Here is a 22,136-nt window from a genome sequence, read left to right as displayed (position 1 = left end):
GGCTTCACGTTTCCAATCAGGCGCGCTGAACGGCTTCGGGCTGTGATTAGAGTGTGTGGGCCAGTGGAGACGAAACCCGATCCCCTTGTTAAGAGATTTTCCGCGTCGCTGAATTTGATCCGCGGGTCAAATGCCGGACGCAAGAACACCGGATCCTTCGGGCGTCTCGGTGGAATGGGAAAGATGATCCGTAAGCGGCGAATTTCCGCCTGTCGCGTGCCTGCATTAAATCACCGTTTTAAATTTTCGTGCCCTGGTGGCGGGGGCGGGGTACGGCCACTATTGCTTGCAGCCGTCGGGACCTTTCTCCTGTCGGCGCCTGTCAGCGCGCAAATGTCCCTGCAGCAGGCCGTCCTGCAATCCACCCAGATCGACCCGGGCGTCCTGGCCCTGCGCCAGCAGGTGCTGGGCCGCGCGATTGACATCGAGGCGGAGAAAGAGGCCTGGTATCCCAGCATCGGCCTGTCGGGCGAAGGCAGCAGCGAAAGCGACGGGTCCGATCTGACGCTCAGCGTCACGCAACTACTCTATGACTGGGGCCTGACCCGCAGCCGGATCGAGGCCGCGACCCATGTGCGCGCCCAGGCCGTGGCCGAGCTGAAGCTGGCGATCGAGGACGTGACGCTGGAGGTGGCGGAGTTCTTCCTGCAGGTCGAGACGATGAACCTGAAGCTGGCGCGAACCGAAAGCTACATGCGCTTCGCCCGCCGCATTGCTGGTCAGGCCGAGGATCGCGCGCGCGCTGGCGTGGGGGACAACGCGGAGGTGGCGCGCGCCCGGCTGGAAATCGCCCGGGCCGAGGATGAATTGTCGCAACTGCGCGCCACCCGCAGTCTCGCCCTGTCGCAGATCGCCTTCCTGGTGGGGCAGCCCGTCAGCGCGGTTCGCCCGCCACCGAGCCTGAATTTTGCCGGCCGCTATGCAGATGCGGGGCGGGTGCGGACCGCGGTGCGCCTGGCGCCCGACTACATCCGCGCCCGCGCCGAGGCGGACGAGGCCGAGGCCGGCATTCGGACCGCCAAGGCTCGTCGCCTTCCGACGATCGAGCTGGCCGCCGAGGGGCGGCAGGATCTGAACGGGGGGCGTTCCAGCACCTCCATCGGGATTTCCGCCGGCGTCAATCTCAGCTCCAGCGGGTTCGGCCAGCGGCAGATCCAGTCCGCCACGATGGAGGCGGAGGCCGCGCGCAACACCCTGCGCGCCACGGAACGCGACCTGGGCAACGCGGTGTCGACCGCGCTGGATCAGCTGCGCATCCTGGCCCGCAGCGAGGCCAGCCGGGAGCGTCAACTCGTGGAATCCGAGAAGGTCCTGGAAACGTATGAGAACCAGTTCTCAGCCGGCCAGCGAGAGCTGATCGACCTGCTGAGCACGGGGCGCGATCTTTACGACGCGCAGATCGACGCGATCGACACTCGGGATGAACGCAAGGGCACCGAATACCAGGCGGCGCGGGATCTGGGCGTGCTGGGCGCGCTGATCGTCGCCACGGCACCGAACCAATGATGCGCAGGGATTGCAGCGACCTGAAGGGGAGCGACCGATGAAGGATGACATTCCGCAAGACCACCTGGTGCAGGGGCTCGTCGAGTTGTGCAGGGTGCAGGGGGTCTCGACCAGCGCGGCGCAGCTGGCCGACGGGTTGCCGCGCGAAGAAGACGGTTCGCTGGGGGCAGACCAGGCCCACGCGGCCCTGCGCCGGGCCAACATGAGTTGCCGCATCAGCAGCGAACCGCTGAAGAACCTGCCGGAGACCAGTCTGCCGGTGCTGTTGTTCCTGTCGGAGGATCGCTGCGTCATCCTGGAAGAGCTGGACGCGACCAGCGCCCATGTCGTCCTTCCCGATGCCGCGGGCGGGCGCAGCGTCTGGTCCCGGGCCGAGCTGGAGGCGCGCCACGATGGCCGCGTGCTGGTGTCGAAACCCATCGACATCGTGTCCGCCCGCCTGGCGGAGCCGAAGCCGGACCGGCGGCACTGGATCCTGGGCCCCGTGATGGACAACTGGTGGATCTACCGCGACGTGGTGCTGGCCTCTTTCGCGGCCAACCTGCTGGCCGTCGCCACGGCGCTGTTTTCCATGCAGGTCTATGACCGGGTGGTGCCCAACAATGCCTTCGACACCCTGTGGATCCTGGCCAGCGGTGTGGGCCTGGCGATCGTGCTGGAGTTTGCCCTGCGGCTGATGCGCGCCTCGCTGGTGGATGTCTCGGGGCGGGACCTGGACCTGCGGCTGTCCTCGCAGCTCTTCGCCAAGGTGGCCCACATGAAGCTGGCCTACCAGCCGGCCTCGACCGGCGTGATGGCCAACCAGGTGCGCGATTTCGCCACCGTGCGCGAGTTCTTCACCTCGGGCACCGTCACGGCGATCTGCGATCTGCCCTTCGTGCTGATCTTCATCGGCGTGATCTGGTATATCGGCGGTAATGTCGCCTGGGTCGTGCTGGCGGGCGTTGTGCTGACCGTGCTGCCGGGGCTTCTGCTGCAACGGCGCCTGGCCAAGGCGTCGCGCGAAAATGCCCGCGAGGCGGCGGCGCTGAACGGGCTGTTGCTGGAGACGATCTCGAACCTGGAGACGGTGAAGGCGGCCCGCGCCGAGGGGCGGCTGCAACGCTCCTATTCGCAGCTGAACGCCACGATGGCGACCACCGCCGTGAAGACGCGCAACCTGACCACCTTCATGACCCAGCTGGTCAACGCGGTGCAACGTCTGGCCTATGCCGGGGTGATCATCGCGGGCGTCTACCTGATCAGCGCCGGCCAGTTGACCGTCGGGTCGCTGATCGCCTGCACTTTGCTGGCGACGCGCACCATGTCGCCCATGGGGCAGGTGGCCAGCCTGCTGGCTCGCTGGCAGCAGGTGCGCGCCGCCATGGAAGGGCTGGACCGGATCATGAAGCTGCCGGTGGAACGCCCCGCGGGTCGGCATTTCGTGCGTGCGCCCAACATGGATGGGGATTTCCGGGTCGAGGATGTCGTCTTCCGCCATGACCGGGATGCGCCCCCCGTCCTGCAGATCTCCGGCCTGCGTGTCGCCGGTGGCGAACGCATTGCTCTGCTGGGGGGCAACGGGTCGGGCAAGACGACGCTGCTGCGCATCCTCGGCGGACTGGTCGATCCCGAAAGCGGGACGGTGCTGGTCGATGACCTGGCGCTGAACCAGATCGACCCGATCGACCGTCGCCGCCAGATCGGCTATCTGCCGCAAAGCGTGGCCCTGTTCCATGGCACCCTGCGGGACAACCTGCTGCTGGACCACGGGATGCACTCCGACGACGAGCTTCTGGCGGCGCTGGACGCGGTCGGCCTCGGTACCTTCGTGCGGCGCCACGTGCGCGGCCTCGACCTGGTGATCCACGGCAATGCCAATGTCTCCGGCGGCCAGCGGCAGTCCATCGGCCTGGCGCGCATCCTGCTGCAGGACCCGCGCATCGTGCTGCTGGATGAGCCGACCTCGGCGCTGGACCACGTGACCGAGGCGCAGGTCATCAAGTACCTGAAGTCCTGGCTGCAGGGACGGACCACGGTGATTTCCACGCACAAGCGGGAGCTGCTGGCCCTGACCGATCGGGCTGTCGTGCTGAAGGACGGAAAGGTCGCCCGCGACGGGGACCTGATGCAGATCCTCAATGCGGCCCGTGCCAACTCTGCCCAGAAGACACCGGTGAAGGCCGTGCAATGACCCAGGCGGACATCACCCAGGCCAGCCACGTCGATGGCAGCTACCGACGGCAGACCCTGCGCCGCGCGCGGATGACGATCCAGCTGATTGTCCTCAGCCTGATCCTGGCGATCACCTGGGCCCATTTCGCCCAGATCAACGAGATCACCCGCGGCGACGGGCGCGTCATCCCGGTCCGTCGGATGCAGACGATCCAGAGCCTCGAAGGGGGCATCCTGTCCTCGCTGGCGGTGCAGGAAGGGGAGCTGGTGCAGAAGGGGCAACTGCTGGCCCGGCTGGACCCGACCCGGTCCGAGGCCGCCTTCCTTGCCACCCAGGGGGAGATCGAGGCGCTGACCGCCGAGGTCGCCCGGCTGGAGGCCGAGGTGCTGGAGCAGCCCGCTCTGGATTTCGGTGCGACCCCCAGCGAGGCGGAGGCGGCCGAGCTGCGCCTCTTCCACGCCCGGCGGACGAAGCTGGAGGCTTCGCTGTCGGCGCTTCAGGCCGAGCAGGACACGATCCAGCAGCAGATCGACATCACCAGCCCGCTGACGGAAACCGGGTCGGTCAGCAAGATCGACCTTCTGCAACTGCAACAGCGCCTGGCGGAGCTGCAGGGCAAGATCAGCGAGACCCGCAACGCCTATGTCCAGGACGCCTACAAGGACCTGGCCGCGCGGCGGGCCAAGCTGACCACGCTGGAGCAGGACCTGGTGCAGAAGCAGGACGAGTTCACCCGGACCGAGATCCGCTCGCCCGTGTCGGGGCGGGTGAACAACATCGACATCACCACCCTGGGCGGCGTGGTCCAGCCGGGCGAGCCGATCATGGAGATCACGCCCACCGATGACCAGCTGCTGGTCGAGACCAAGGTGATGCCCCGCGACGTGGCCTTCATCGCGCCGGGCATGCCCGCCAGCGTGAAGATCACCGCCTACGATTTTTCCACCTATGGCGATTTGCGCGGCACGGTCACGCAGATCTCCGAGGATACGGTGGAGGAGGAGACGGCCCAGGGGCCGCAGGATTTCTACCGCGTGATGGTGCGCACCGACACGGGATACCTGGAACGCTACGGCGAACAGTACTTCATCCGGCCCGGCATGCTGGCCCAGGTGGACATCGAAAGCGGGAACCGCTCGGTGCTCAGCTATCTGACCCGGCCATTGCTGAAGGCGCGGCTGCGCTAAGGGAACGGGGCGCGGGATGCGCCCGGAGAAGACGACAGGCCGCCACCCCGGATCTGCCCCGGGGCGCGCGGGCCCAGAATAGGGAAGAAAGACGTGCATCTGCTGCCAGAACTGCCCGAGGGCGGGCGCGGGATCCCGCGCGCCGCGCGCTCCAGCACCGTGTTTGCCAGCGCCCTGGCGCTGACGGCTGTCGGCCTGTGGAGCCTGGCCGTCGTGCGGCCGGTGCCCGCCGCCGCCGCGCCGGTGATGCGCGCGGTCGAGGTGCGCGGCGCCCAGTTCATCCCCGAGGCCGACATCCAGGCCACCTGCGGCGTGGAGCCCGGCATCGACTATTGGGACGAGGAGTTGCGCGCCATCGAAAGCTGCCTGATGCTGACCGGGGTTTTCGAGACGGTCACGCTGACCCGAGAGGGCGACGTGCTGGTCATCGAGGTGGTGGAGTTGAACAGCCGCCCCGGCCGGGTCGAGGCGTCGCTGAAATGGGACAGCGAGGCCGGGGGCATGGCCGGCCTGTCCTTTGAACGCTACAACCTGCTGCCCGACATCTACGGCGCGCTGAGCCTCAGCTACAACGCCGAGGCGGCGCGGCTGAAAGGCTCTCTTTACCGGGCCGATGCCTTCGGCGAGACGCTGGATTGGGGGCTGGACTTTCACGGCACGCGGTCCGACTACGACGACGCGGCCTATGCGGAGGAGGGCGCGCGGATCGAGCCCTACCTGGCCTGGACCCCGTCGCCGGGCCTGCGCGCCGAGCTGGGGCTGGGCTATCGCGGCTACCGCATGTTCGACGTGGATCCGGCGGCCAGCCCGCTTTTGCTGGCCGAGGAAACCGACTGGATCGAGGCCCCCTATCTGAGGGCCAGCCTGGAATGGCGTACCTTTGAGCCGGACCAGGGGCAGGCGGCCTATGCGGCGCGCCTGACGCAATATGCCTGGAACCTGGGCAGTGGCGATGCCCTGCTGGACAGCCGCATCGCGCTGGATGCCCGGTGGCCATTGGGGGCGGACACCCGCCTTCTGGCGGGGCTGGACGCCGGGGCCGTCTGGGGCGCCGAAGGCAACGACACCCGCGCCATCGACCGTTTCTATCCCGGCTCCGCCAGTTTCCGTGGTTTCGCTCCGCGCGGGCTCGGCCCGCGCGACGCGGGCGATGCCCTGGGCGGGACACGTTATGCCGTGGCCACGCTGGAAGTGCAGCATGACGTCACCGTGATCGGAGGCCGCCCCCTGCGGGGTGGGGTCTTCGTGGATATGGGCGGGGCCTGGGGGCTGGAGAACACGCTGGGCGGCACGATCGACGACGAGTTCCACCTGCGCAGCAGTGCCGGTCTCTCGGTCAGCTTCGATGTCGGCGAAGTGCCCGTTTCGCTTTTCGTCGCCACGCCGATCAAGCGACAGGACGGGGATCGGTCGCAGGCCTTCGGGATCAGTGTCGCCGCGCAGTTTTGATGGACATATCCTAAAGTATTGGTTGCGCGCGACGGTTTAGTACGTAAGGTTGTATTGCGCCTGTGGCGCTCGTCCATCCTGCGTTGTGGAGACCTGCCATGTTCCTGTCCCGTCGTACCCGTCCCGAAGGCATGGCAGTGGCCACGCATCCTTATCCGGGTCTTCCCGCCCGGGACGTGATGATCCTCGCGGATTGGGAGGAGGTGCCACAGGCGCTCTGTTTTCCGGGGTCAGGCCTGCGGACGGAGCTGGCCTGCTGCCATACCATCCGCGAGGCGCTCGGGCTGGTCCTGAACAAATGCGCGGATCTGGACGCTGTCGTCGTGGAAACCGACCTTTTCGGAACCCCGGACGAGACCGCCGATTTCTGTTTCTCCCTGCGCCGGATGGCGCCCTGGGTCTGGGTCGTCGCGCTGGAAAGCGAGATGTGGGAAGACGACGGGATGTTGTTGGAGCTGGGGGCCTGTGATTACTTCCTGCCACAGGCGGCCGGGCCGCTGCGCCTGCACGAGGTTCTGGTGCAAAACGCGCCGATGCCCTGATCGCAGGCGCCCTGATGGCTGGGCGCACGGGGCGGTCAGATCAGGCCCATGTCCTGGGCGACGATCACGGCCTGGGTGCGATTGCTGGCCCCCAGTTTCGAGCAGATCGACTTCACGTGCATCTTCACGGTCGCCTCGGCCAGCGACAGGTCGGCGCCGATCTCCCGGTTCGACTTGCCTTCACCCAACAGGTCCAGAACCGTGGTCTCCCGGGCCGAGAGGGGGGTGCTGCTGACATCGCGCGAACGGGTGCGCACGGGCCCCGTCTCGATCAGCTCGACCGGGATGTAGCGTCCGCCCGCCGCCATGAAGCGGACCTCGTTGGCGAGATCCTTCAGGCTGGTGGTCTTCAGCACGATGCCGGCGGCCCCCATCTGCAGAACGTCCGCGACCACCGCCGGGGTCGGGTTGCTGGTCAGCAGCGCAACGGGCTTGTCGCCGTTGCGCTCCATCGCCTTGCGCAGACCCGCGGTGCCGTCCATGCCCGGCATGTTCAGGTCGATCAGAGCCAGGTCGAAGGGGCCATCGCTGTCCATGCTGGCCAGGGCGCTCTCCAGATCTGGGGCCGTCTGCGCCTCCATGTTGGGCTGGTTCGAGAGGAACTGCTGGAACATCTCGAGCACCATCATGTGGTCGTCCGCGACCAGGATGCGAAGGGGAGACGGGGTGTCGGTGGTCATGTCGGGGCTCTTCTCCGGAGGCTCTGCCAGTCGGACCTGTGGGGCGCAGGGCGATGATATGAGGTCCGAGCTATAGCACGGGTGGACATTCCCGCAACACTGTCACCCGGCGTCGGGTGTGCGTGTCAGCGCGGCAATGGCCTCCGTGGTCTGCCGAAGGGCGGTCTCCAACGCCTCGGTGAGCGGGGTCAGGTCATCGTCCCCGCGCTCGACGGCCAGTTCGAGGGTGCGCAGCGCCTGTTCCAGCTGCGTCAGCCCGGTCAGGCTGCTGGCGCCCGTGGCCGCGTGCAGGCGGCGCCCGGTGTCTGGCTGGACGCCGGTCCGGCGCAGCCCCTCGGCGACCTCGGCGGCCTCGTCCCGGGCGCGTGTCATGAAACTTCGTGTGCCCTCGGCGCCGAACTGGTCCAGAAGCTCGGCGACCACGGGACCCGCCAGGCTCTGCGCGGGATCGGCGTCTGGTGCGGCCTCGTCCTGCGCGGGCGTTTCGGATGGCGCCCTGGGCCCCCGTACCGCTTCCAGGATCGCGTCGCGCAGGGCTGCGGGGCGAATGGGCTTTTCCAGAACCTTCACGATGCCCGCCTTCTGGCAGGCCAGGCGGATGCGATCATCGACATGGGCCGTCAGCCCCAGCACCGGCCCGTGCCAGTCCAGCGTGCCCGAGGCCCGGGCGGCCCCGATCCGCTGGGCCAGCTCGAACCCATTCATGTAGGGCAGGGTCATGTCGGTCAGCACCAGGTCGAGCGCGCTGCGGATCTCCTCCCGGGCGAGCAGCGCCAGGGCCTCCATGCCATTGCCCGCCGGGTGAACCCGGGCGCCTGCGGCGCGCAGCACCTGGACCAGCCAGTCGCGGCTGGAGGGGCTGTCCTCGACGATCAACAGGCTGAGGCCCGCGAGGGGGGGCGGGCCACCGGCCGGGGAGGGCCCGTGTTCTGGCCTCTGCACCTGCGGTGCGACAGGGGGCACGCCGGCCGGCAGGCTGAACCGGGCGCGCAGGATCGTCCCCAGCACCGGTGTCCCGACCGGGGCCGCGCCCTCGATCTCCGTGCCGTCCGGGGCGCGATCGAAGACGGCGATCTCTCCGCCCAGCTGGCGCAGCGCGTGGGCCAGGACGTTCAGCCCGGCGGAGGGACGGCGGTCCGTCGGATGGGCGACCGGGGGCAGGGCGATGTTGCCGGCCTGGCCAAGCGCCTCGTTCAGCTGCGCCTTGCGGTCCGCCGGCAGCCCGCCCCCCTGGTCGCGTACCTCCAGCGTGACGGTGGTACGGGCACCTTGGCGTCCGGGGATCAGCGGTTCCGGCGCGGTCTCGCAGGTCAGTCGGATGTCGATCCGGTCCCCGCCGTACTTGGCGGAGTTGTCGATCATGTTCTGAAACAGCGCACGGACGAAACGGACGGGCCCGTGCAGCCAGACCTCCTGCGCCGGATCGAGATCCACCGACATCTCGGCGCCACGCTGGCGCAGGATCGGGGCCACCATGGCCAGCAGGGTCCGCAGTTCCTCGGTGACGCAGAAATCCTCGTCCGGCTGAAGCCCGGCCACGCTGCTGGCGCCACGGATCACGTTCAGCACGTTGTCGATATGATCCAGAGCCAATTCAGCGGCCCGGCGCATCTGGTCGGCACTGCCCGGATCGCCGGATCCCCGGGTGGCGCTGCTCTCCGCGATGGCAAGCAGGGACTGGATGGGCGTGCGCAGGTCATGGGCCACCCGCATCAGCGTCGCGGAACGGGCCCGGTTGCGCAGCCAGATCGCCTCGTGATCGCTTTCCGCCAGCCGCAGGAGGTAGCCGTCTGCGGGGCCGAGGGGCAGGTGCACCAGCTCCCCCTCCAGGGGATGCCCGTCGCGGGTGCCGGACAGCTGTACGCTGCCTGCGGCCCGGGCGCGTTCGACGCTGGCGGGCCAGTCGAAGAGGGTGGTCAGGGCCTCGCTGTCCAGGGCCATCTGGTTCGCCGGCGCGTTGGCCAGAAGAACCTGCGCCTGATCCGTGGCCAGGACGACAGCACGGCGATCGGTGGCGATCATCCGGGCCACGGTCTGAAGCAGCGGGCGCACCGCCGAGGTGGCGAGCGGACGCAGGTCTTCGGGCGCGCGCGCGCGGTCGGGCTGCCTTGCCTTCTCCTCCTGGGGGCCGGGGTCTTCGGACACGGTGCGACGTGCCTCCTTTCGTTGCGCCCGGCATGGGCGAAAGTGGGGATGATGCCCGTCCTTAATGCCGCTCTCATACGCCAAGGACAATAGCGGCGCATGAGAATCGCCCTGCGTGACGGGGCATGTCCGGCGGGATGGGCGGTATAAATACGTTAGTATGGGGCTGCGGGATGCGGCTTTGCGGGCGGCGCGCTTTTCAGGGGTGCGGTGACACACGTGGGGTGCATGGTCGGTGGTTGCGATGCTTCTTTGTCGAAAGGGCGGGTTTTAGTTATTTGTAATTATTGGGAAATATCATGTCCTTCTACTCTTTACTGGTGCAGCGCGACACCTTCTGCTCCGTCCGGGGCTGCTGATTTTCACATCATTTTTGGCCGTGGTTGATGGCGTCTCGCGGAAAATTCCTTGCCGATATATCTAAAGTATGTGTTAAACATCCCAAAGAATGGATGTGTGGCGCGTGTGCTGTGCTGGAAGCGGGCTGACATGGCCCCTGATTTGAGAAGAGGTGGTTGATATGGCTATCAAGGAAATTCAGGCTGGGAGCGAAGTGCCGGTCAAGATTGATGCGGAACGGGTCGATGTCGCGCGTTACGGACGCGACGGTACGGATCTGATGATCTTCATGAAAGACGGGGAGCAGATCCTCGTCAAAGATTATTACAACAACACCCCCAACGATTCCATTCATAGCCTGATCTTCGATGGCGAAGAGACCGGGGCTGCCGGTTTCGGCGCGCCCATCAGCGAAGAGGGACTCGCCGCGATGGCCGGCGCCGGCATTCTCGGTCTTGCCGCTCTTGGTGGCGGCGGCGGCTCCGGCGGCAGCGATGACGGTGGCGACGGCGGAGATGATGGTGGCGACGGTGGTGATGACGGCGGCGATGACGGTGGCGACGGCGGTGATGGCGGCGGCGACGGCGGTGATGGCGGCGGCGACGGCGGTGATGATGGCGGCGACGGCGGAGGTGACGGCGGCGACGGCGGCGGTGATGGCGGCGATCCCGTCCAGGGCGTGCTGGATCCGGTGATTGGTGCGGAAGGTCTGCTGGGCGGGCTGACGGCTGACGGGGGCCTGCTTGGTCCGGTCACCGGGACTGAGGGTCTGCTTGGGGGGCTTGTCGGGGACGAGGGGCTATTGGGTGGCACACTGACCGGGCTGATTGGGACCCCGCTTGTCGGGGACGGTGTTGTCAGCCCTGAAATCGGTCTTCTGGATCCGCTGCTCGCCGATGGTGGCTTGCTGGGGGATGTGACCGGGAACAGCGGTCTGCTTGGCAGCGTAACCGGGTCCGAAGGTCTGGTCGGTTCGCTTGTCGGCAACGAGGGCCTCCTGTCCCCCGTGACTGGCGCCGACGGGCTGGTCGGCGGCCTTCTGGGCACCGGCCTGATGGGGGAAGGTGGTGAAGCCGCGCCGGATGATGGCGGGCTGCTTGGGGGGCTCCTCGGCGATGAAGGCCTCTTGGGGGGGCTTCTGGGCGGCGATGGGGGCCTCCTGGGCGACGAAGGCCTCGTCGGCGGCCTGCTGGGCGGTGAGGCCGGGCTGCTGGACGGTGTCCTGGGGGACGAAGGCCTCGTCGGCGGCCTGCTGGGCGGTGAGGCCGGGCTGCTGGATGGTGTCCTGGGGGACGAAGGCCTCGTCGGCGGCCTGCTGGGCGGTGAGGCCGGGCTGCTGGATGGTGTCCTGGGCGACGAAGGCCTCGTCGGCGGCCTGCTGGGCGGTGAGGCCGGGCTGCTGGACGGTGTCCTGGGGGACGAAGGCCTCGTCGGCGGCCTGCTGGGCGGTGAGGCCGGGCTGCTGGATGGTGTCCTGGGGGACGAAGGCCTCGTCGGCGGCCTGCTGGGCGGTGAGGCCGGGCTGCTGGATGGTGTCCTGGGCGACGAAGGCCTCGTCGGCGGCCTGCTGGGCGGTGAGGCCGGGCTGCTGGACGGCGTCCTGGGCGACGAAGGTCTCGTCGGCGGCCTGCTGGGCGGTGAGGCCGGGCTGCTGGAGGGCGTCCTGGGGGACGAAGGTCTCGTCGGCGGCCTGTTGGGCGGTGAGGCCGGCCTGCTGGACGGTGTCCTGGGGGACGAAGGCCTCGTCGGTGGCCTTCTGGGCGGTGAAGATGGTCTCCTTGGCGGTGTTGCCGGAGAAGACGGCTTGGCCGGCGGCCTGTTGGGCGGCGAAGACGGTCTGCTGGACGGTCTGCTAGGTGAGGGCGGGGCGGTTGACGATCTGCTCGCCAGCCTGGGCGCCGAGGACGGTATCCTCGATCCCGTCCTGGCCGACGGCGGACTTCTGGGGGATGTCACCGGGAACGACGGCCTTCTGGGGGACGTGACCGGTTCGGACGGCGTGGTCGGTGACGTTGTCGCCGATGGGGGGCTTCTGGGCGATGTCACCGGACAGGACGGTCTGCTGGGCGAGTTGACCGGAGCCGGGCTGCTCAGCGACGGGACCGACGGCGCCGGCCTGCTCGACGGGCTGCTTGGCGGCGAAGAGGGCTGACGATGGCGGGCGCAGGGCATCGCGACGACGCGGAGCGTGCTCTGCGCCTTGTCTTCCGGCGGACCCGGGCGGAGCGTCTGCTGCCGGTCGCCCTGGCCTCTCTCGTGGTCCTCTTGAGGAATACCGCGACATGGTCATGAAGGCCCCCGCAGAAGGGGCAGCGGAATTGCGGCACGTCATACAGGCGTGAGCAGTGTTCAGGTGTCATCCCCCGTGATCACCTGAACGGGTCCGGCCCCACCCAGGCCGGATCCGGATACAGGATGGCCTGCACACGGGCGGTCCTGGGAGGAGCAGACGGCGGCTAGCCAAAAGACCACCTCTCGCAGTCTGCTCCTCACATTCCCATTATTGCGAATTGTCTGCCCTTTGCGAACGTCAGGGGTCGCTGACCGAGCGCTCGGCGGTCGTGCCTGGCAAGCCCTGGAATACGCAATTTCCGATCGCGTTGATCGGTGAGAGGGCCATCGTTTTCGCGCGCGGTTAGCGGAAAAATGCCCACCCAAGGCGAGAAAGCTAGACACTCTACAGCTGACGAGAGTGGGTGTGTCGGCTGACGGCGGGCTGTTGCGCCGACCGCGCCATGGGATCGCGCGGTCGGCAGGCGTTACATGGTGCTGGGCAACCAGAGCACGAGGGCTGGGAAGGCGATCAGCAGCACCAGGCGCAGCAGGTCGGTGAAGATGAAGGGGATCACGCCCCGGAAGATCGTCGTCAGCTTCACGTCCCGGGCAATCGTATTGATGACGAAGACGTTGATGCCGACGGGAGGGGAGATCATCCCCAGTTCCGCCACCATGACCACGATGATCCCGAACCAGATCGGATCGAAGCCGAGCGAGATCACCACCGGGTAGACGATGGGCACAAGCAGCAGGATCATCGCCATTGTGTCCAGGATGCAGCCTGCCAGGATGAAGGCCAGCAGGATCAGCCCCAGGGTGCCATAGGCCGAGAAATCCAGGCCGACGAGCCAGTCGGTCAGCTTTTGCGGCGCGCGGGTGATGGCCAGGAAATAGCCGAAGAGCACGGCACCGATCAGCACGGTGTAGACCGAGACCGAGGTGCGCAGCGCCTCGATTAGGCTGTCGAGGATGGTGCGGAAGCTGAGACGGCCCCGGAGAACGCCGATCACCAGGGTGACGAAGGCGCCGACGGCGGCGGCCTCGGTCGGCGTGGCGATGCCGGTGTAGATCACGCCGATGACGGCGATGAAAAGCAGTGTCACCGCCCAGATCGGGGCCAGGGCGGCCAGCGCCTCGCGCCAGTCGAAGGGCGTGCCGGCGGGCAGGCCGCGGCGATGCATGGTCAGGATCGTGCCCATGTAGAGCAGGACCGCCAGCAGGCCGGGGATGACGCCTGCGATGAACAGCTGGCCCACGTCATTCTCGGTGATGTAGGCATAGATCACCAGGATCACCGAGGGCGGGATCATCGAACCCAGCGTGCCGCCGGCGGCGATGACGCCCGTGGCCACGTCCTCGCGGTAGCCATGGCGCCGCATCTCGGGCAGGGCGACCTTGGTCATTGTCGCCGCCGTGGCGACCGAACTGCCGCAGATCGCCGAGAAGCCGCCGCAGGCTGCCACCGTCGACAGCGCCAGGCCGCCCCGGAACTGGCCGAACCATGAGTTGGCGGCGCGGAACATCTCGCGGCTCATCCCCGAGTTGGTGGCCAGGATCCCCATCAGGATGAAGAAGGGCACCAGGGTCAGGTTGAAGTCGGTCACGGTGCGGACCGGCGCGCTGGCCAGCAGGTTCAGCGCCGGCCCGATGCCGCGGATCATCGCGAAGCCACCGAGCCCGACTAGGCCCAGGGCAACCCCGATGGGCACGCGGACCAGCAGCAGGGCGAAAAGGGCGACGAAGCCGCCGATGGCGGTCAGGTCAGCGAGAGTCATGGGCCAGGTCCTCGATCTCCTGCGCTTCGGCAGAGGTCAGGTGATCGCGTCCGCTGACAATCCGCCAGAGCTTGATCGCGATGGTGAAGAGGCTGGCCAGCATGCCCAGCCAGATCAGCCCATAGAAGGGCCAGACGGGCAGCCGCAGGTCATAGGTCAGCTGGTTCGACCGCATCGCCGACACGGTGGACCCGTAGACCTTCCAGATCAGCAGCCCGGCGAAGAGCAGCAGCACGGCCCAGGCGAAGCTGTTGATCACCCGGCGCAGGCGCGGGCCGGTGGCATCGACCAGCAGGTCCACCTGGATGTGGCCGCCGCGAAAGCCGACCACGGCGAAGCCCCAGAAGAGGCAGGCGCCGACCAGCAGGCGGGCGATGTCGAAACTGTCGGGGATGGGCGCCGCGAAGGCATAGCGGCTGAGGGTCGAGGCGACGACCAGCAGCATGACCGCCCCCAGCAGGAGGGCCGCCACGACCTCGATCCCGCGAATGAACAGATTGATGGCGCGCAAGGCGACCTCCGGTTCGTCAGAGGAAGGGGAAGGGCCCCGGCCCGCCACAGGGCGAGCCGGGGCAGGGCGTCACTGTCCGAAGGCGCCACCGGCCTCGGTCAGGCCATCCACCAGCTCCTGCAGGGCGGCCTGCGGATCTTCCAGCCCGGCGGCTGCGGCATCTTCCGCCCAGCCAGCCCGGATCGTGTCGGAGAGCGCCATCCAGTCGGCCATCTGCGCGTCGTCGGGCGTGTAGAAGGTATGGCCCTCGCGCCCTTCGAAATCGGCCCGGCTGCCCGCCTCGACCTCGGCCCAGCCGGTGGCGATCTTCTGCGACCACTCGGGGGTGCAATGGTTGTCGATTACCGCGCGGTTCTCATCCGACAGCCCTTCGTAGACGCCCTTGTTGATCGCATAGACGAAGGCCACGGAGTAGAGCGGCACGTCGAGATGGTGGGTGACGACGTCGTCCACACCAAACAGGATCAGAGAGTTCCAGGGCGAGGCGGTGATGTCGACGGCACCGGACGACAGGATTTCGCGCATCTCGGGCACCGGGACCTGCACGGTGCTTCCACCGGCGGTCGCGATCATCTTGGCGATGGTGGCCTGGGGCGGGCGCACGTTCTTGCCCTCAAGGTCCGACGGCGCCACCAGCGGGCCGGCGGTGCCGTGCAGCATCCCCGGGTCGTGCAGGTGCACCAGGCAGACCTTCACGTCGGGCATCTCCTGCTCGGCATAGTCCATGTACCATTCGTGCAGCGCCTTGCTGGCCGTGGTCCCGTTGGACACCAGGAAGGGCAGTTCCGCCGCCGCGATGACGGGGAAGCGGCCCGCCTGGTAGCCGGGGTTGATGAAGGTGATGTCAGCAATCCCGTCGCGCGCCATGTCGTAGTGATCGGGCGCGGCACCCAGCTGTTGCGCGGGGTAGATGTCGATGCCGATCCGGCCTTCGGAGGCCTCCGAGATCGACTCGATCCAGGGTTCGAACCCGGTCGATTGCAGCGAGTGCACCGGCGGCAGCCAGTGCGAGAAGGCCAGCGAGACCTCCTGCGCCGAGGCGCCGAACGGGGCGGTCAGGGCCGTGGTCGCGACCGCGGCGAGCAAAGTCTTCTTCATGTCGTCCTCCCTAGAGTATGCGCCGCGTCGGGGCGGCAGCTGTCATCCGGCCCGCGTCTCCTCCACGCGGATCGGTATCTTTCTGTCAGAGCTTGCGCAGGTTCTCCACGATCTGGGCGAGGCCCTCGATCATGACCCGGATCTGCTCGGGGCTGAGCCCTGCGGTCATGTAGCGTTCCATCTGCAGGGCCGAATCGTTGAGTTCGGCGACGACCTGGTCGCCCTTTTCCGTAAGGAAGACAGCCTTGGCGCGGCGGTCCCCTTCGACGTCGCGGCGTTCCACGATCCCCTCGTTTTCCATGCGATCAAGAATCGGCACCACGCTGGACCGTTGCAGGCCCACGGCCTCCGCCAGGCGGTGCTGCGGGGCGCCGGGGTTGTTCTTGATGATCGACAGCAGGCCCAGGAAGCGCGCGGCGCCCCCGTAGCCCGGCTGTTTCTTCTCGAACTGCCGATAGGACAGGATCTGCGCCATGCGGATCTGGAAGTTGAGCGAATGCTGAAGGTCCTCCCCCAGGGGCAGCAGCCCGTCCGGGCCTTCCGTGGCGGGGCCTGCGGCCCGGGTGTCGAGGTCGTCGTTCATGGTCTGCTCGATTGTTCGATGTCAGATTGATTGATGTCGAACTATTCGATAGCATCCCTTTTGCGACCTGTCCAGCGACCTGCTGCTGGGGGAGACGGGGCGCGGAGGAGGAGACTGACAATGACGACCGAGATGCAAAGCCACGCCTGGTGGCGCCCCGATGACAGCGGGCCGGAGATTCTGGACGTGACCCTGGGGGACATGCTGGACTGTCAGGCGGCAACCTTTGGCGCGCGTCCGGCAGTGACCATCGACGAGGGGGCCGGGGCTGGCGGCGCCACATGGACCTATGCGCAGCTGCGCGCGTCGGTCGACGAGGTGGCGCGCGGCCTGATGGCCCAGGGAATCGCCCGCGGCGATCATGTGGCGGTCATGGCGCAGAACTGTGCCGAATGGATCTTGCTGGAATATGCCCTGGCCAAGGTGGGGGCGGTGCTGGTCACCGTGAACCCGGCGCTGCTGCGCGACGAACTGGCCTATGTGCTGGGTCAGAGCCGCGCCAGGGCGCTGATCTTCGCGCCGTCCTACCGGTCGAACGATATTGCGGCGTCGCTGCTGGAGCTGATGCCCGACCTTGCAACGCTTGACGATGGCCGCCGACAGGGGGGCACGGCGCTGCCCGGGCTGGAGCTGTTGGTCGGCCTTGGCGCGGCCCCCGGCTTTGCCATGTCCTTTGATCGGATGCGCTCCGGCGGCGGGGCGGCGACGCCTGCCGAGCTCTCGGCCCGCCAGGCGGAGGTTCAGAGCCGTGACGTCTGCCAGATCCAGTACACATCCGGCACCACGGGCAAGCCGAAGGGCGCGATGCTGACCCATCGGTCCACCGTCAACAATGCCCGGCTGGTCGCCGATCGCGGCGGCTTCGGCCCCGCAGACGTCCTCCTCTCCGCCATGCCGCTGTTCCATACCGCCGGCTGCGTGTGCAACGTGATGACCATGCTGGTCGTGGGGGGGCACCTTGTGACCATGGACAGCTTCGAGGCGACACGGATGCTGGAGCTTTGGGATGCCCATGCGCCGACGGTGCTGAACGCCGTGCCCACGATGATGACGCGGATGCTGGAGCATCCCGACCTCGCCCGCTATCGCATACGCACCCTGCGCAAGGCCTTCACTGGCGGCACCAATATCCCGCCCAGTCTGATGCGGCGCATGAAGGAGCAGACGGGCGGCGCCCCCCTGATCCTTATGGGGATGACCGAATGCAGCCCGGTCATCACCCTGACCAGCCCCGATGACAGCTTCGAGGAACAGCTTGCGACCGCCGGCACGCCCCTGCCGCGCACCGAGATCCGTATCATCCACCCGGAAACCGGCGCGGTCTGCGCCTGGGGGGAAAGCGGGGAGCTCTGCATTCGCGGCTACAACACCATGGCGGGTTACTTCGACATGCCCGAGAAGACCGCCGAGACGATTGACCCCGAGGGCTGGCTGCATTCGGGCGATCTTGCCGAACTGGCGCCCACCGGGCACCTGAAGATCGTCGGTCGCCTGAAGGACATGATCATCCGGGGCGGCGAGAACGTCTATCCGGTCGAAATCGAGGAGTGTCTCTTGGACCATGAAACCGTGAGCCAGGCCCAGGTGGTGGGCGTGCCCGACCCGGATCTGGGCGAGGAAATCTGTGCCTTCGTCATGCCTGCCCCCGGGGCTGAGTTGGATGCACAGGCATTGCAGGCGTTCTGCCGAAGCCACATGGCACGCCACAAGATGCCGAAATACATTCAGGCGATGGACACCCTGCCGCTGACCGCCAACGGCAAGGTGCAGAAATTCGCCCTGCGCGAAGAGGCCGTGCGGCTGGTCGCCTCGGGCGCGCTGACACCGGTGCGCCGATGACACTGCCCTTTCTCTATGAGCGCGACGGCCATGTCGCCACGCTGACCTTCAACCGTCCCGAGCGGCGCAATGCCATCAGCCCCGAGGTCGCCTGTCGCCTGGCCGACGCCATGGGCGAGATCGCCGAGGATGACGAGATCCGCGTCGTCATCCTGACCGGCGCCGGCGACAAGGCCTTCTGTTCGGGCGGGGACCTGGCACTGTCGCTGCCGCTGCTTTCGGGGGGGCGGGCGCCCGAGACGGAGTGGGACCGCCGCTTCCTTACCGATGAGACGGTCCATGCGCGGACCGCGCTGCGCGGCTTCGAGATGACGAAGCCGATTGTCGCGGCGGTGAATGGCCCCTGCATGGCGGGCGGCATGGAAATCCTGCTGGCCACGGATATCCGCCTGGCGGTGCCTGCCGCCAGCTTCGCCCTGCCCGAGGCGGCGCGCGGTGTCATCCCCTTTGCCGGGGCGCTGGCCCGGTTGCCACGCCAGATCCCCTATGCGGCGGCGATGGAGATGATGGTGGCCAATGTGCCCATGGATGCGGAAACCGCCCTGCGGCACGGTCTGATCAACCGCATCGTTCCGCCCGAGGGGTTGATGCAGGCCGCGCGCGAGATGGCGGACAGGATCGCGGCCAGCGCGCCGGTCTCGGTGCAGCAGATCAAGAAGACCGTGACCGAGGCCATGGGGCGCCCCCTGGATGAGGGCTACGCGCTGGAGGACCGGGCCAAGGCCATCGTGATGCAGACCGAGGACGCCCGCGAGGGACCGCGCGCCTTCATGGAAAAACGCGCACCGCGCTACAGGGGGTATTGAGATGGCCGGGGATACATTGGATCTGACGGGGCAGGTGGCCCTGGTCACGGGGGCGGGGCGCGGCATCGGCCGGGCCATCGCGCTGGATCTGGCCCGGGCCGGCGCGGCAGTGGTGGTCAATGACCTCGACGCCGCCCCGGCGGAGGCGGTCCGGGACGAGATCCTGTCCGGGGGCGGTCAGGCCGTGGCGGTAGCCGCCGAGATCGGGACCGAGGGCAGCGCCGAGACCTGCATCGAGACCGCGCTGGAGGCTTTCGGTCGGTTTGACGTTCTTTGCGCCAATGCCGGCGTCCTGCGCGACAGCGTGTTGTGGAAGACCGAGGACGAGGCCTTTGACCTGGTGTTGCGGACCCACCTGCGCGGGACCTTCCAATGCGGCCGCGCCGCTGCCCGGCACTTCCGCAAGGCCGGAGGCGGAGGCGCGATCATCGTCGTCGGCTCGCCTGCCGGGCAGTTGGGGAATTTCGGCCAGTCCGCCTATTCCGCCGCCAAGGCCGGGATCGTCGGCATGGCGCGCACCTGGGCAGTCGAGCTGCAGCGCGCCGGTGTCGCGGTCAACGCGATCATCCCGACGGCGCTGACCCGAATGACCGAAACCATGCCGTCGCTGGCCGGCTACGTTGAGGCGCTGAACCGTGGAGAGCCCTTGCCGGATCATCTGCGCGCCGAGCAGGGCATCGGTACGCCCGAGGATATCGCCCCGCTGGTGAGTTTCCTGGCGTCGCCGGTGGCGCGCGACATCACCGGACAGTGCCTGGGGATCGGCGGCGACCGCCTGTCGATCTGGTCCCATCCGCGAGAGCTGAGCGCGGTCACCCGGTCCGGCGGCTGGACGGCGGCGAGCATCGCTCAGGTTTGGGCGGACCTCTCCAAGGATCGCCTGCAGTCCTTTGGCGTCAAGGTCCCGGGGTGATGGGGGGAGGTGGTCGCCGACGTGGCACAGTTCGCGTGCCTCGAGATGGCCATCCTGCTGACCTACGGCGCCGCAGACCTGTCGACCAACCCGCCCGGCGCCTTTAACGGCCATGCGTCCTGTCCGCTGCTTCCGCGTGACACCCTGTTCTCGGTGCGGATCGAAGGAGCAGGACGCTGTCTCTGATAGTCGGGGCCGCCTCTTGAGTGGTGTTTCGATACCTGAATACGAAGAAGACCAGTGATACCGCTTGCCTTCAGCACTTACCTAGCCGCTCACGGAGGCTATGCGACCTTGGACTTCCCGCCAAACTCTGGTTGGACTCGATCTGAGTTCATACTTTGTGAGGAAGGGGCCAAAATACGGGACGCTCCGCCACTAGCCTGTTCAAATCACTAGGCCGAAAAACAGGCGGTGCGGGACACCTGGCCATCGACACCAAACGATAGGAGGGGGGATGGTGGGCGACCCTGGAATCGAACCAGGCATGGGTCTCCCCGGCGGAGTTACAGTCCGCTGCCGCACCTTGCAGCTCGTCGCCCGAATTGGTCTGGAGCGAAGCGCCCCGCCAACCGTGAGCGGGTGTTTACGGGTGCAGGCCGAGGGCGTCAACAGGAAAATCCGGGCCTTTTTCACCCCCGTTCCGCTTGCGTGGAAAACAGGGGCAGCGTAGGACGCCGGGACCCTGTAGAAGGGAAAAGACCCGGCCTTGCCAGGGCGGTGAGCCGGGAGTTTGCAGTGCAGGAAACAGGGCAGGGGCTGACGCAAGCGCGCAGGGCCGGCCCGGCCGGGAGAGGCGCGATGAAGAAGCCGCAGTGGGTGATCGACAAGGAAAAGACCAAGCGCGCGGCCGCGGCCGAGACGCTGTGGCTGTTCGGCCTGCACGCGGTGCGCGACGCGCTGATGAACCCGGCGCGCGAAAAGGTCCGGCTGGTGGTCACCAAGAACGCGCTGGACAAGCTGGCCGATGCCGTGGCCGAGGCCGGGATCGAGCCGGAGATGAGCGACCCGCGAAAGTTCGCTGCCCCCATCGACCCGCAGTCGGTGCACCAGGGCGCGGCGCTGGAGGTGAAGGCGCTGGACTGGGGCAGCCTGGAAGATGTGGCGCTGTCGAACCGCGGCAGCGGCGCGCCACGGCTGGTGCTGCTGGACCGGGTGACCGATCCGCATAACGTCGGCGCCATCCTGCGCTCTGCCGAGGTCTTCGGCGCGCTGGCCGTTGTCGCCCCGCGCCACCATGCGGCACCGGAAACCGGGGCGCTGGCGAAAACCGCCTCGGGGGCGCTGGAACGCCAGCCCTACCTGCGGATCCGCAATCTGGCCGATTCCATCCTGGAGTTGCAGAAGATGGGCTATCTGGTCCTGGGCCTCGACGGTGAGGCCGAACAGACCATCGAAGAGGCCCTGGAGGGCCGCCGCGACCGCCCGGTGGCGCTGGTTCTGGGCGCCGAGGGGCCGGGCCTGCGCCCGCGCACGCGCGAGGTCTGCGACGGGCTGGTGAAGATCGCCTTCGCCAGCGATTTCGGCTCTCTCAACGTGTCGAACGCTGCCGCCGTCGCGCTTTACGCCGCGCGCGGCTGAGGCGCGCCGGGCGGGGGGCCGCAACCGGACTGGCGGACGGCCTGAAGACGCTTCGCCTTAGGGCTTTGTTCACATTCCTATTACAGCCTCTTCATGTCCGGTACGGCGACCTTACCTATCGTACAGAAGCACCGGCCTGGAACGCCGATGTTTCCTTTCACTGTCCCTCGTTCCGTACTGGCGCCCAGGTTTTCCTGGGCGCTTTTTTCTGCGGCCCGGTCTCCCCGGGATCCCGCCCCACTCGGGGCCCATTGCCTCTGCCGCGTGATGACGCCAGTCTGGTGCGGCACGCGCGACAGGAGGACCCCGCCATGACAATCGAAGACGACGCCGGCCTGCGCCGGATCCTGACCGAACAGCGGGTCATCGCCATGGTCGGCGCCTCGCCCGATGCGACGCGTCCCAGCCACGGGGTGGGCGAGATGCTGACGGCAAAGGGCTATCGGGTGATCCCGGTCCACCCGGGGCACGCGGGCGAGACGCTTTTCGGGGAGAGGGTGCGCGCCAATCTGGCGGAGGTCGGGCGCGATCTCGGCGCGGCGGTCGAGATGGTCGACATCTTCCGCCGCTCCGACGCCGTGCCCCGCGTGGTGGAGGAGGCGCTGGCGGGCCTGCCGGGGCTGAAGACGGTCTGGATGCAGATCGGGGTCATCAGCCCCGAGGCGCGCGACATGGCCGAGGCGCGGGGCGTTGAGGTGGTGATGGACCGCTGCCCGAAGATCGAGATCGCGAGGCTGGGATTGTGATCGG

General features: G+C 67.7%; 18 protein-coding genes and 1 tRNA gene. 12 read left to right on the top strand and 7 right to left on the bottom strand.

The genetic code is table 11. The features are described 5' to 3' along the window. Nucleotides 1–333: 333 nt before the first annotated feature. The 5 genes from CVM50_RS20190 to CVM50_RS20170 all read left to right on the top strand — a co-directional run bounded on the left by CVM50_RS20190 (nucleotide 334) and on the right by CVM50_RS20170 (nucleotide 6,839). Nucleotides 334–1,506 (top strand): TolC family protein, encoded by a 1,173-nt coding sequence (locus CVM50_RS20190; RefSeq protein ID WP_232618324.1) that lies wholly within the window; start codon nucleotides 334–336, stop codon nucleotides 1,504–1,506. A 37-nt stretch (nucleotides 1,507–1,543) separates the two neighbouring features. Further along, nucleotides 1,544–3,679 carry a type I secretion system permease/ATPase gene (locus CVM50_RS20185; RefSeq protein ID WP_085887190.1) on the top strand — a complete coding sequence of 712 codons (2,136 nt, stop codon included), beginning with the start codon at nucleotides 1,544–1,546 and terminating at the stop codon, nucleotides 3,677–3,679. Continuing rightward, a complete protein-coding gene (locus CVM50_RS20180; protein WP_085887189.1) occupies nucleotides 3,676–4,848 on the top strand; it encodes an HlyD family type I secretion periplasmic adaptor subunit in 1,173 nt (390 codons plus the stop codon). Before CVM50_RS20185 ends, CVM50_RS20180 begins: the two co-directional genes overlap by 4 nt. Before the next feature lie 93 nt (nucleotides 4,849–4,941). After that, nucleotides 4,942–6,297, top strand: a complete 1,356-nt coding sequence (locus tag CVM50_RS20175; RefSeq protein ID WP_232618323.1) for a BamA/TamA family outer membrane protein — start codon at nucleotides 4,942–4,944, stop codon at nucleotides 6,295–6,297. Nucleotides 6,298–6,395: 98 nt separating this feature from the next. Further along, a complete protein-coding gene (locus CVM50_RS20170) occupies nucleotides 6,396–6,839 on the top strand; it encodes a hypothetical protein (protein WP_085887188.1) in 444 nt (147 codons plus the stop codon). A 35-nt stretch (nucleotides 6,840–6,874) separates the two neighbouring features. Here the strand turns inward: CVM50_RS20170 and CVM50_RS20165 are convergent, their stop codons facing one another. Continuing rightward, nucleotides 6,875–7,519, bottom strand: coding sequence for a response regulator transcription factor (locus CVM50_RS20165; RefSeq protein ID WP_085887187.1), 645 nt, complete (start codon nucleotides 7,517–7,519; stop codon nucleotides 6,875–6,877). 102 nt (nucleotides 7,520–7,621) lie between these two features. Next, nucleotides 7,622–9,664, bottom strand: a complete 2,043-nt coding sequence (locus CVM50_RS20160; protein WP_085887186.1) for a response regulator — start codon at nucleotides 9,662–9,664, stop codon at nucleotides 7,622–7,624. A 520-nt stretch (nucleotides 9,665–10,184) separates the two neighbouring features. On the opposite strand from CVM50_RS20160, the gene CVM50_RS22085 reads away from it, so the two are divergent. Continuing rightward, on the top strand, nucleotides 10,185–12,155 hold the full coding sequence (locus CVM50_RS22085) for a BapA prefix-like domain-containing protein (RefSeq protein WP_157792250.1): 1,971 nt from the start codon (nucleotides 10,185–10,187) through the stop codon (nucleotides 12,153–12,155). A 607-nt stretch (nucleotides 12,156–12,762) separates the two neighbouring features. On the opposite strand, the gene CVM50_RS20150 is transcribed toward CVM50_RS22085, so the two are convergent. The 4 genes from CVM50_RS20150 to CVM50_RS20135 form a co-directional block, all read right to left on the bottom strand. Further along, nucleotides 12,763–14,055, bottom strand: a complete 1,293-nt coding sequence (locus CVM50_RS20150) for a TRAP transporter large permease (protein WP_085887185.1) — start codon at nucleotides 14,053–14,055, stop codon at nucleotides 12,763–12,765. Next, nucleotides 14,042–14,566 (bottom strand): TRAP transporter small permease, encoded by a 525-nt coding sequence (locus CVM50_RS20145; RefSeq protein WP_085887184.1) that lies wholly within the window; start codon nucleotides 14,564–14,566, stop codon nucleotides 14,042–14,044. Before CVM50_RS20145 ends, CVM50_RS20150 begins: the two co-directional genes overlap by 14 nt. Before the next feature lie 69 nt (nucleotides 14,567–14,635). Continuing rightward, entirely contained in the window at nucleotides 14,636–15,664 is a 1,029-nt protein-coding gene (locus CVM50_RS20140) for a TRAP transporter substrate-binding protein (RefSeq protein WP_085887183.1), read from the bottom strand. 85 nt (nucleotides 15,665–15,749) lie between these two features. Continuing rightward, nucleotides 15,750–16,247, bottom strand: coding sequence for a MarR family winged helix-turn-helix transcriptional regulator (locus CVM50_RS20135; protein ID WP_085887182.1), 498 nt, complete (start codon nucleotides 16,245–16,247; stop codon nucleotides 15,750–15,752). Nucleotides 16,248–16,367: 120 nt separating this feature from the next. Between CVM50_RS20135 and CVM50_RS20130 the strand changes: the two genes are divergently transcribed. The 4 genes from CVM50_RS20130 to CVM50_RS21625 are packed head-to-tail and all read left to right on the top strand — an operon-like array spanning nucleotide 16,368 to nucleotide 19,991. Continuing rightward, nucleotides 16,368–18,086 carry an AMP-binding protein gene (locus tag CVM50_RS20130; protein WP_085887181.1) on the top strand — a complete coding sequence of 573 codons (1,719 nt, stop codon included), beginning with the start codon at nucleotides 16,368–16,370 and terminating at the stop codon, nucleotides 18,084–18,086. After that, nucleotides 18,083–18,892 (top strand): enoyl-CoA hydratase/isomerase family protein, encoded by an 810-nt coding sequence (locus tag CVM50_RS20125; RefSeq protein WP_085887180.1) that lies wholly within the window; start codon nucleotides 18,083–18,085, stop codon nucleotides 18,890–18,892. The genes CVM50_RS20130 and CVM50_RS20125 overlap by 4 nt, the downstream gene beginning before the upstream one ends. Before the next feature lies 1 nt (nucleotide 18,893). Continuing rightward, on the top strand, nucleotides 18,894–19,805 hold the full coding sequence (locus CVM50_RS20120) for an SDR family NAD(P)-dependent oxidoreductase (protein ID WP_085887179.1): 912 nt from the start codon (nucleotides 18,894–18,896) through the stop codon (nucleotides 19,803–19,805). A 21-nt stretch (nucleotides 19,806–19,826) separates the two neighbouring features. Next, nucleotides 19,827–19,991 (top strand): hypothetical protein, encoded by a 165-nt coding sequence (locus CVM50_RS21625; RefSeq protein ID WP_157792249.1) that lies wholly within the window; start codon nucleotides 19,827–19,829, stop codon nucleotides 19,989–19,991. 272 nt (nucleotides 19,992–20,263) lie between these two features. Here the strand turns inward: CVM50_RS21625 and CVM50_RS21620 are convergent. After that, nucleotides 20,264–20,347 (bottom strand) — tRNA-Tyr (locus CVM50_RS21620). Between the two features lie 259 nt (nucleotides 20,348–20,606). Between CVM50_RS21620 and rlmB the strand changes: the two genes are divergently transcribed. Together rlmB and CVM50_RS20110 are read left to right on the top strand one after the other, a co-directional pair. Beyond that, a complete protein-coding gene (gene rlmB / locus CVM50_RS20115; RefSeq protein ID WP_085887178.1) occupies nucleotides 20,607–21,386 on the top strand; it encodes a 23S rRNA (guanosine(2251)-2'-O)-methyltransferase RlmB in 780 nt (259 codons plus the stop codon). Nucleotides 21,387–21,697: 311 nt separating this feature from the next. Then, nucleotides 21,698–22,132, top strand: a complete 435-nt coding sequence (locus tag CVM50_RS20110; RefSeq protein WP_085887177.1) for a CoA-binding protein — start codon at nucleotides 21,698–21,700, stop codon at nucleotides 22,130–22,132. Nucleotides 22,133–22,136: the final 4 nt, after the last annotated feature.

Source organism: Pseudooceanicola marinus (assembly GCF_002786295.1).
GTDB lineage: Bacteria > Pseudomonadota > Alphaproteobacteria > Rhodobacterales > Rhodobacteraceae > Pseudooceanicola > Pseudooceanicola marinus.
Note: the sequence above shows the minus strand (reverse complement) of the source record. Positions and strands in the feature narration are given on the sequence as shown.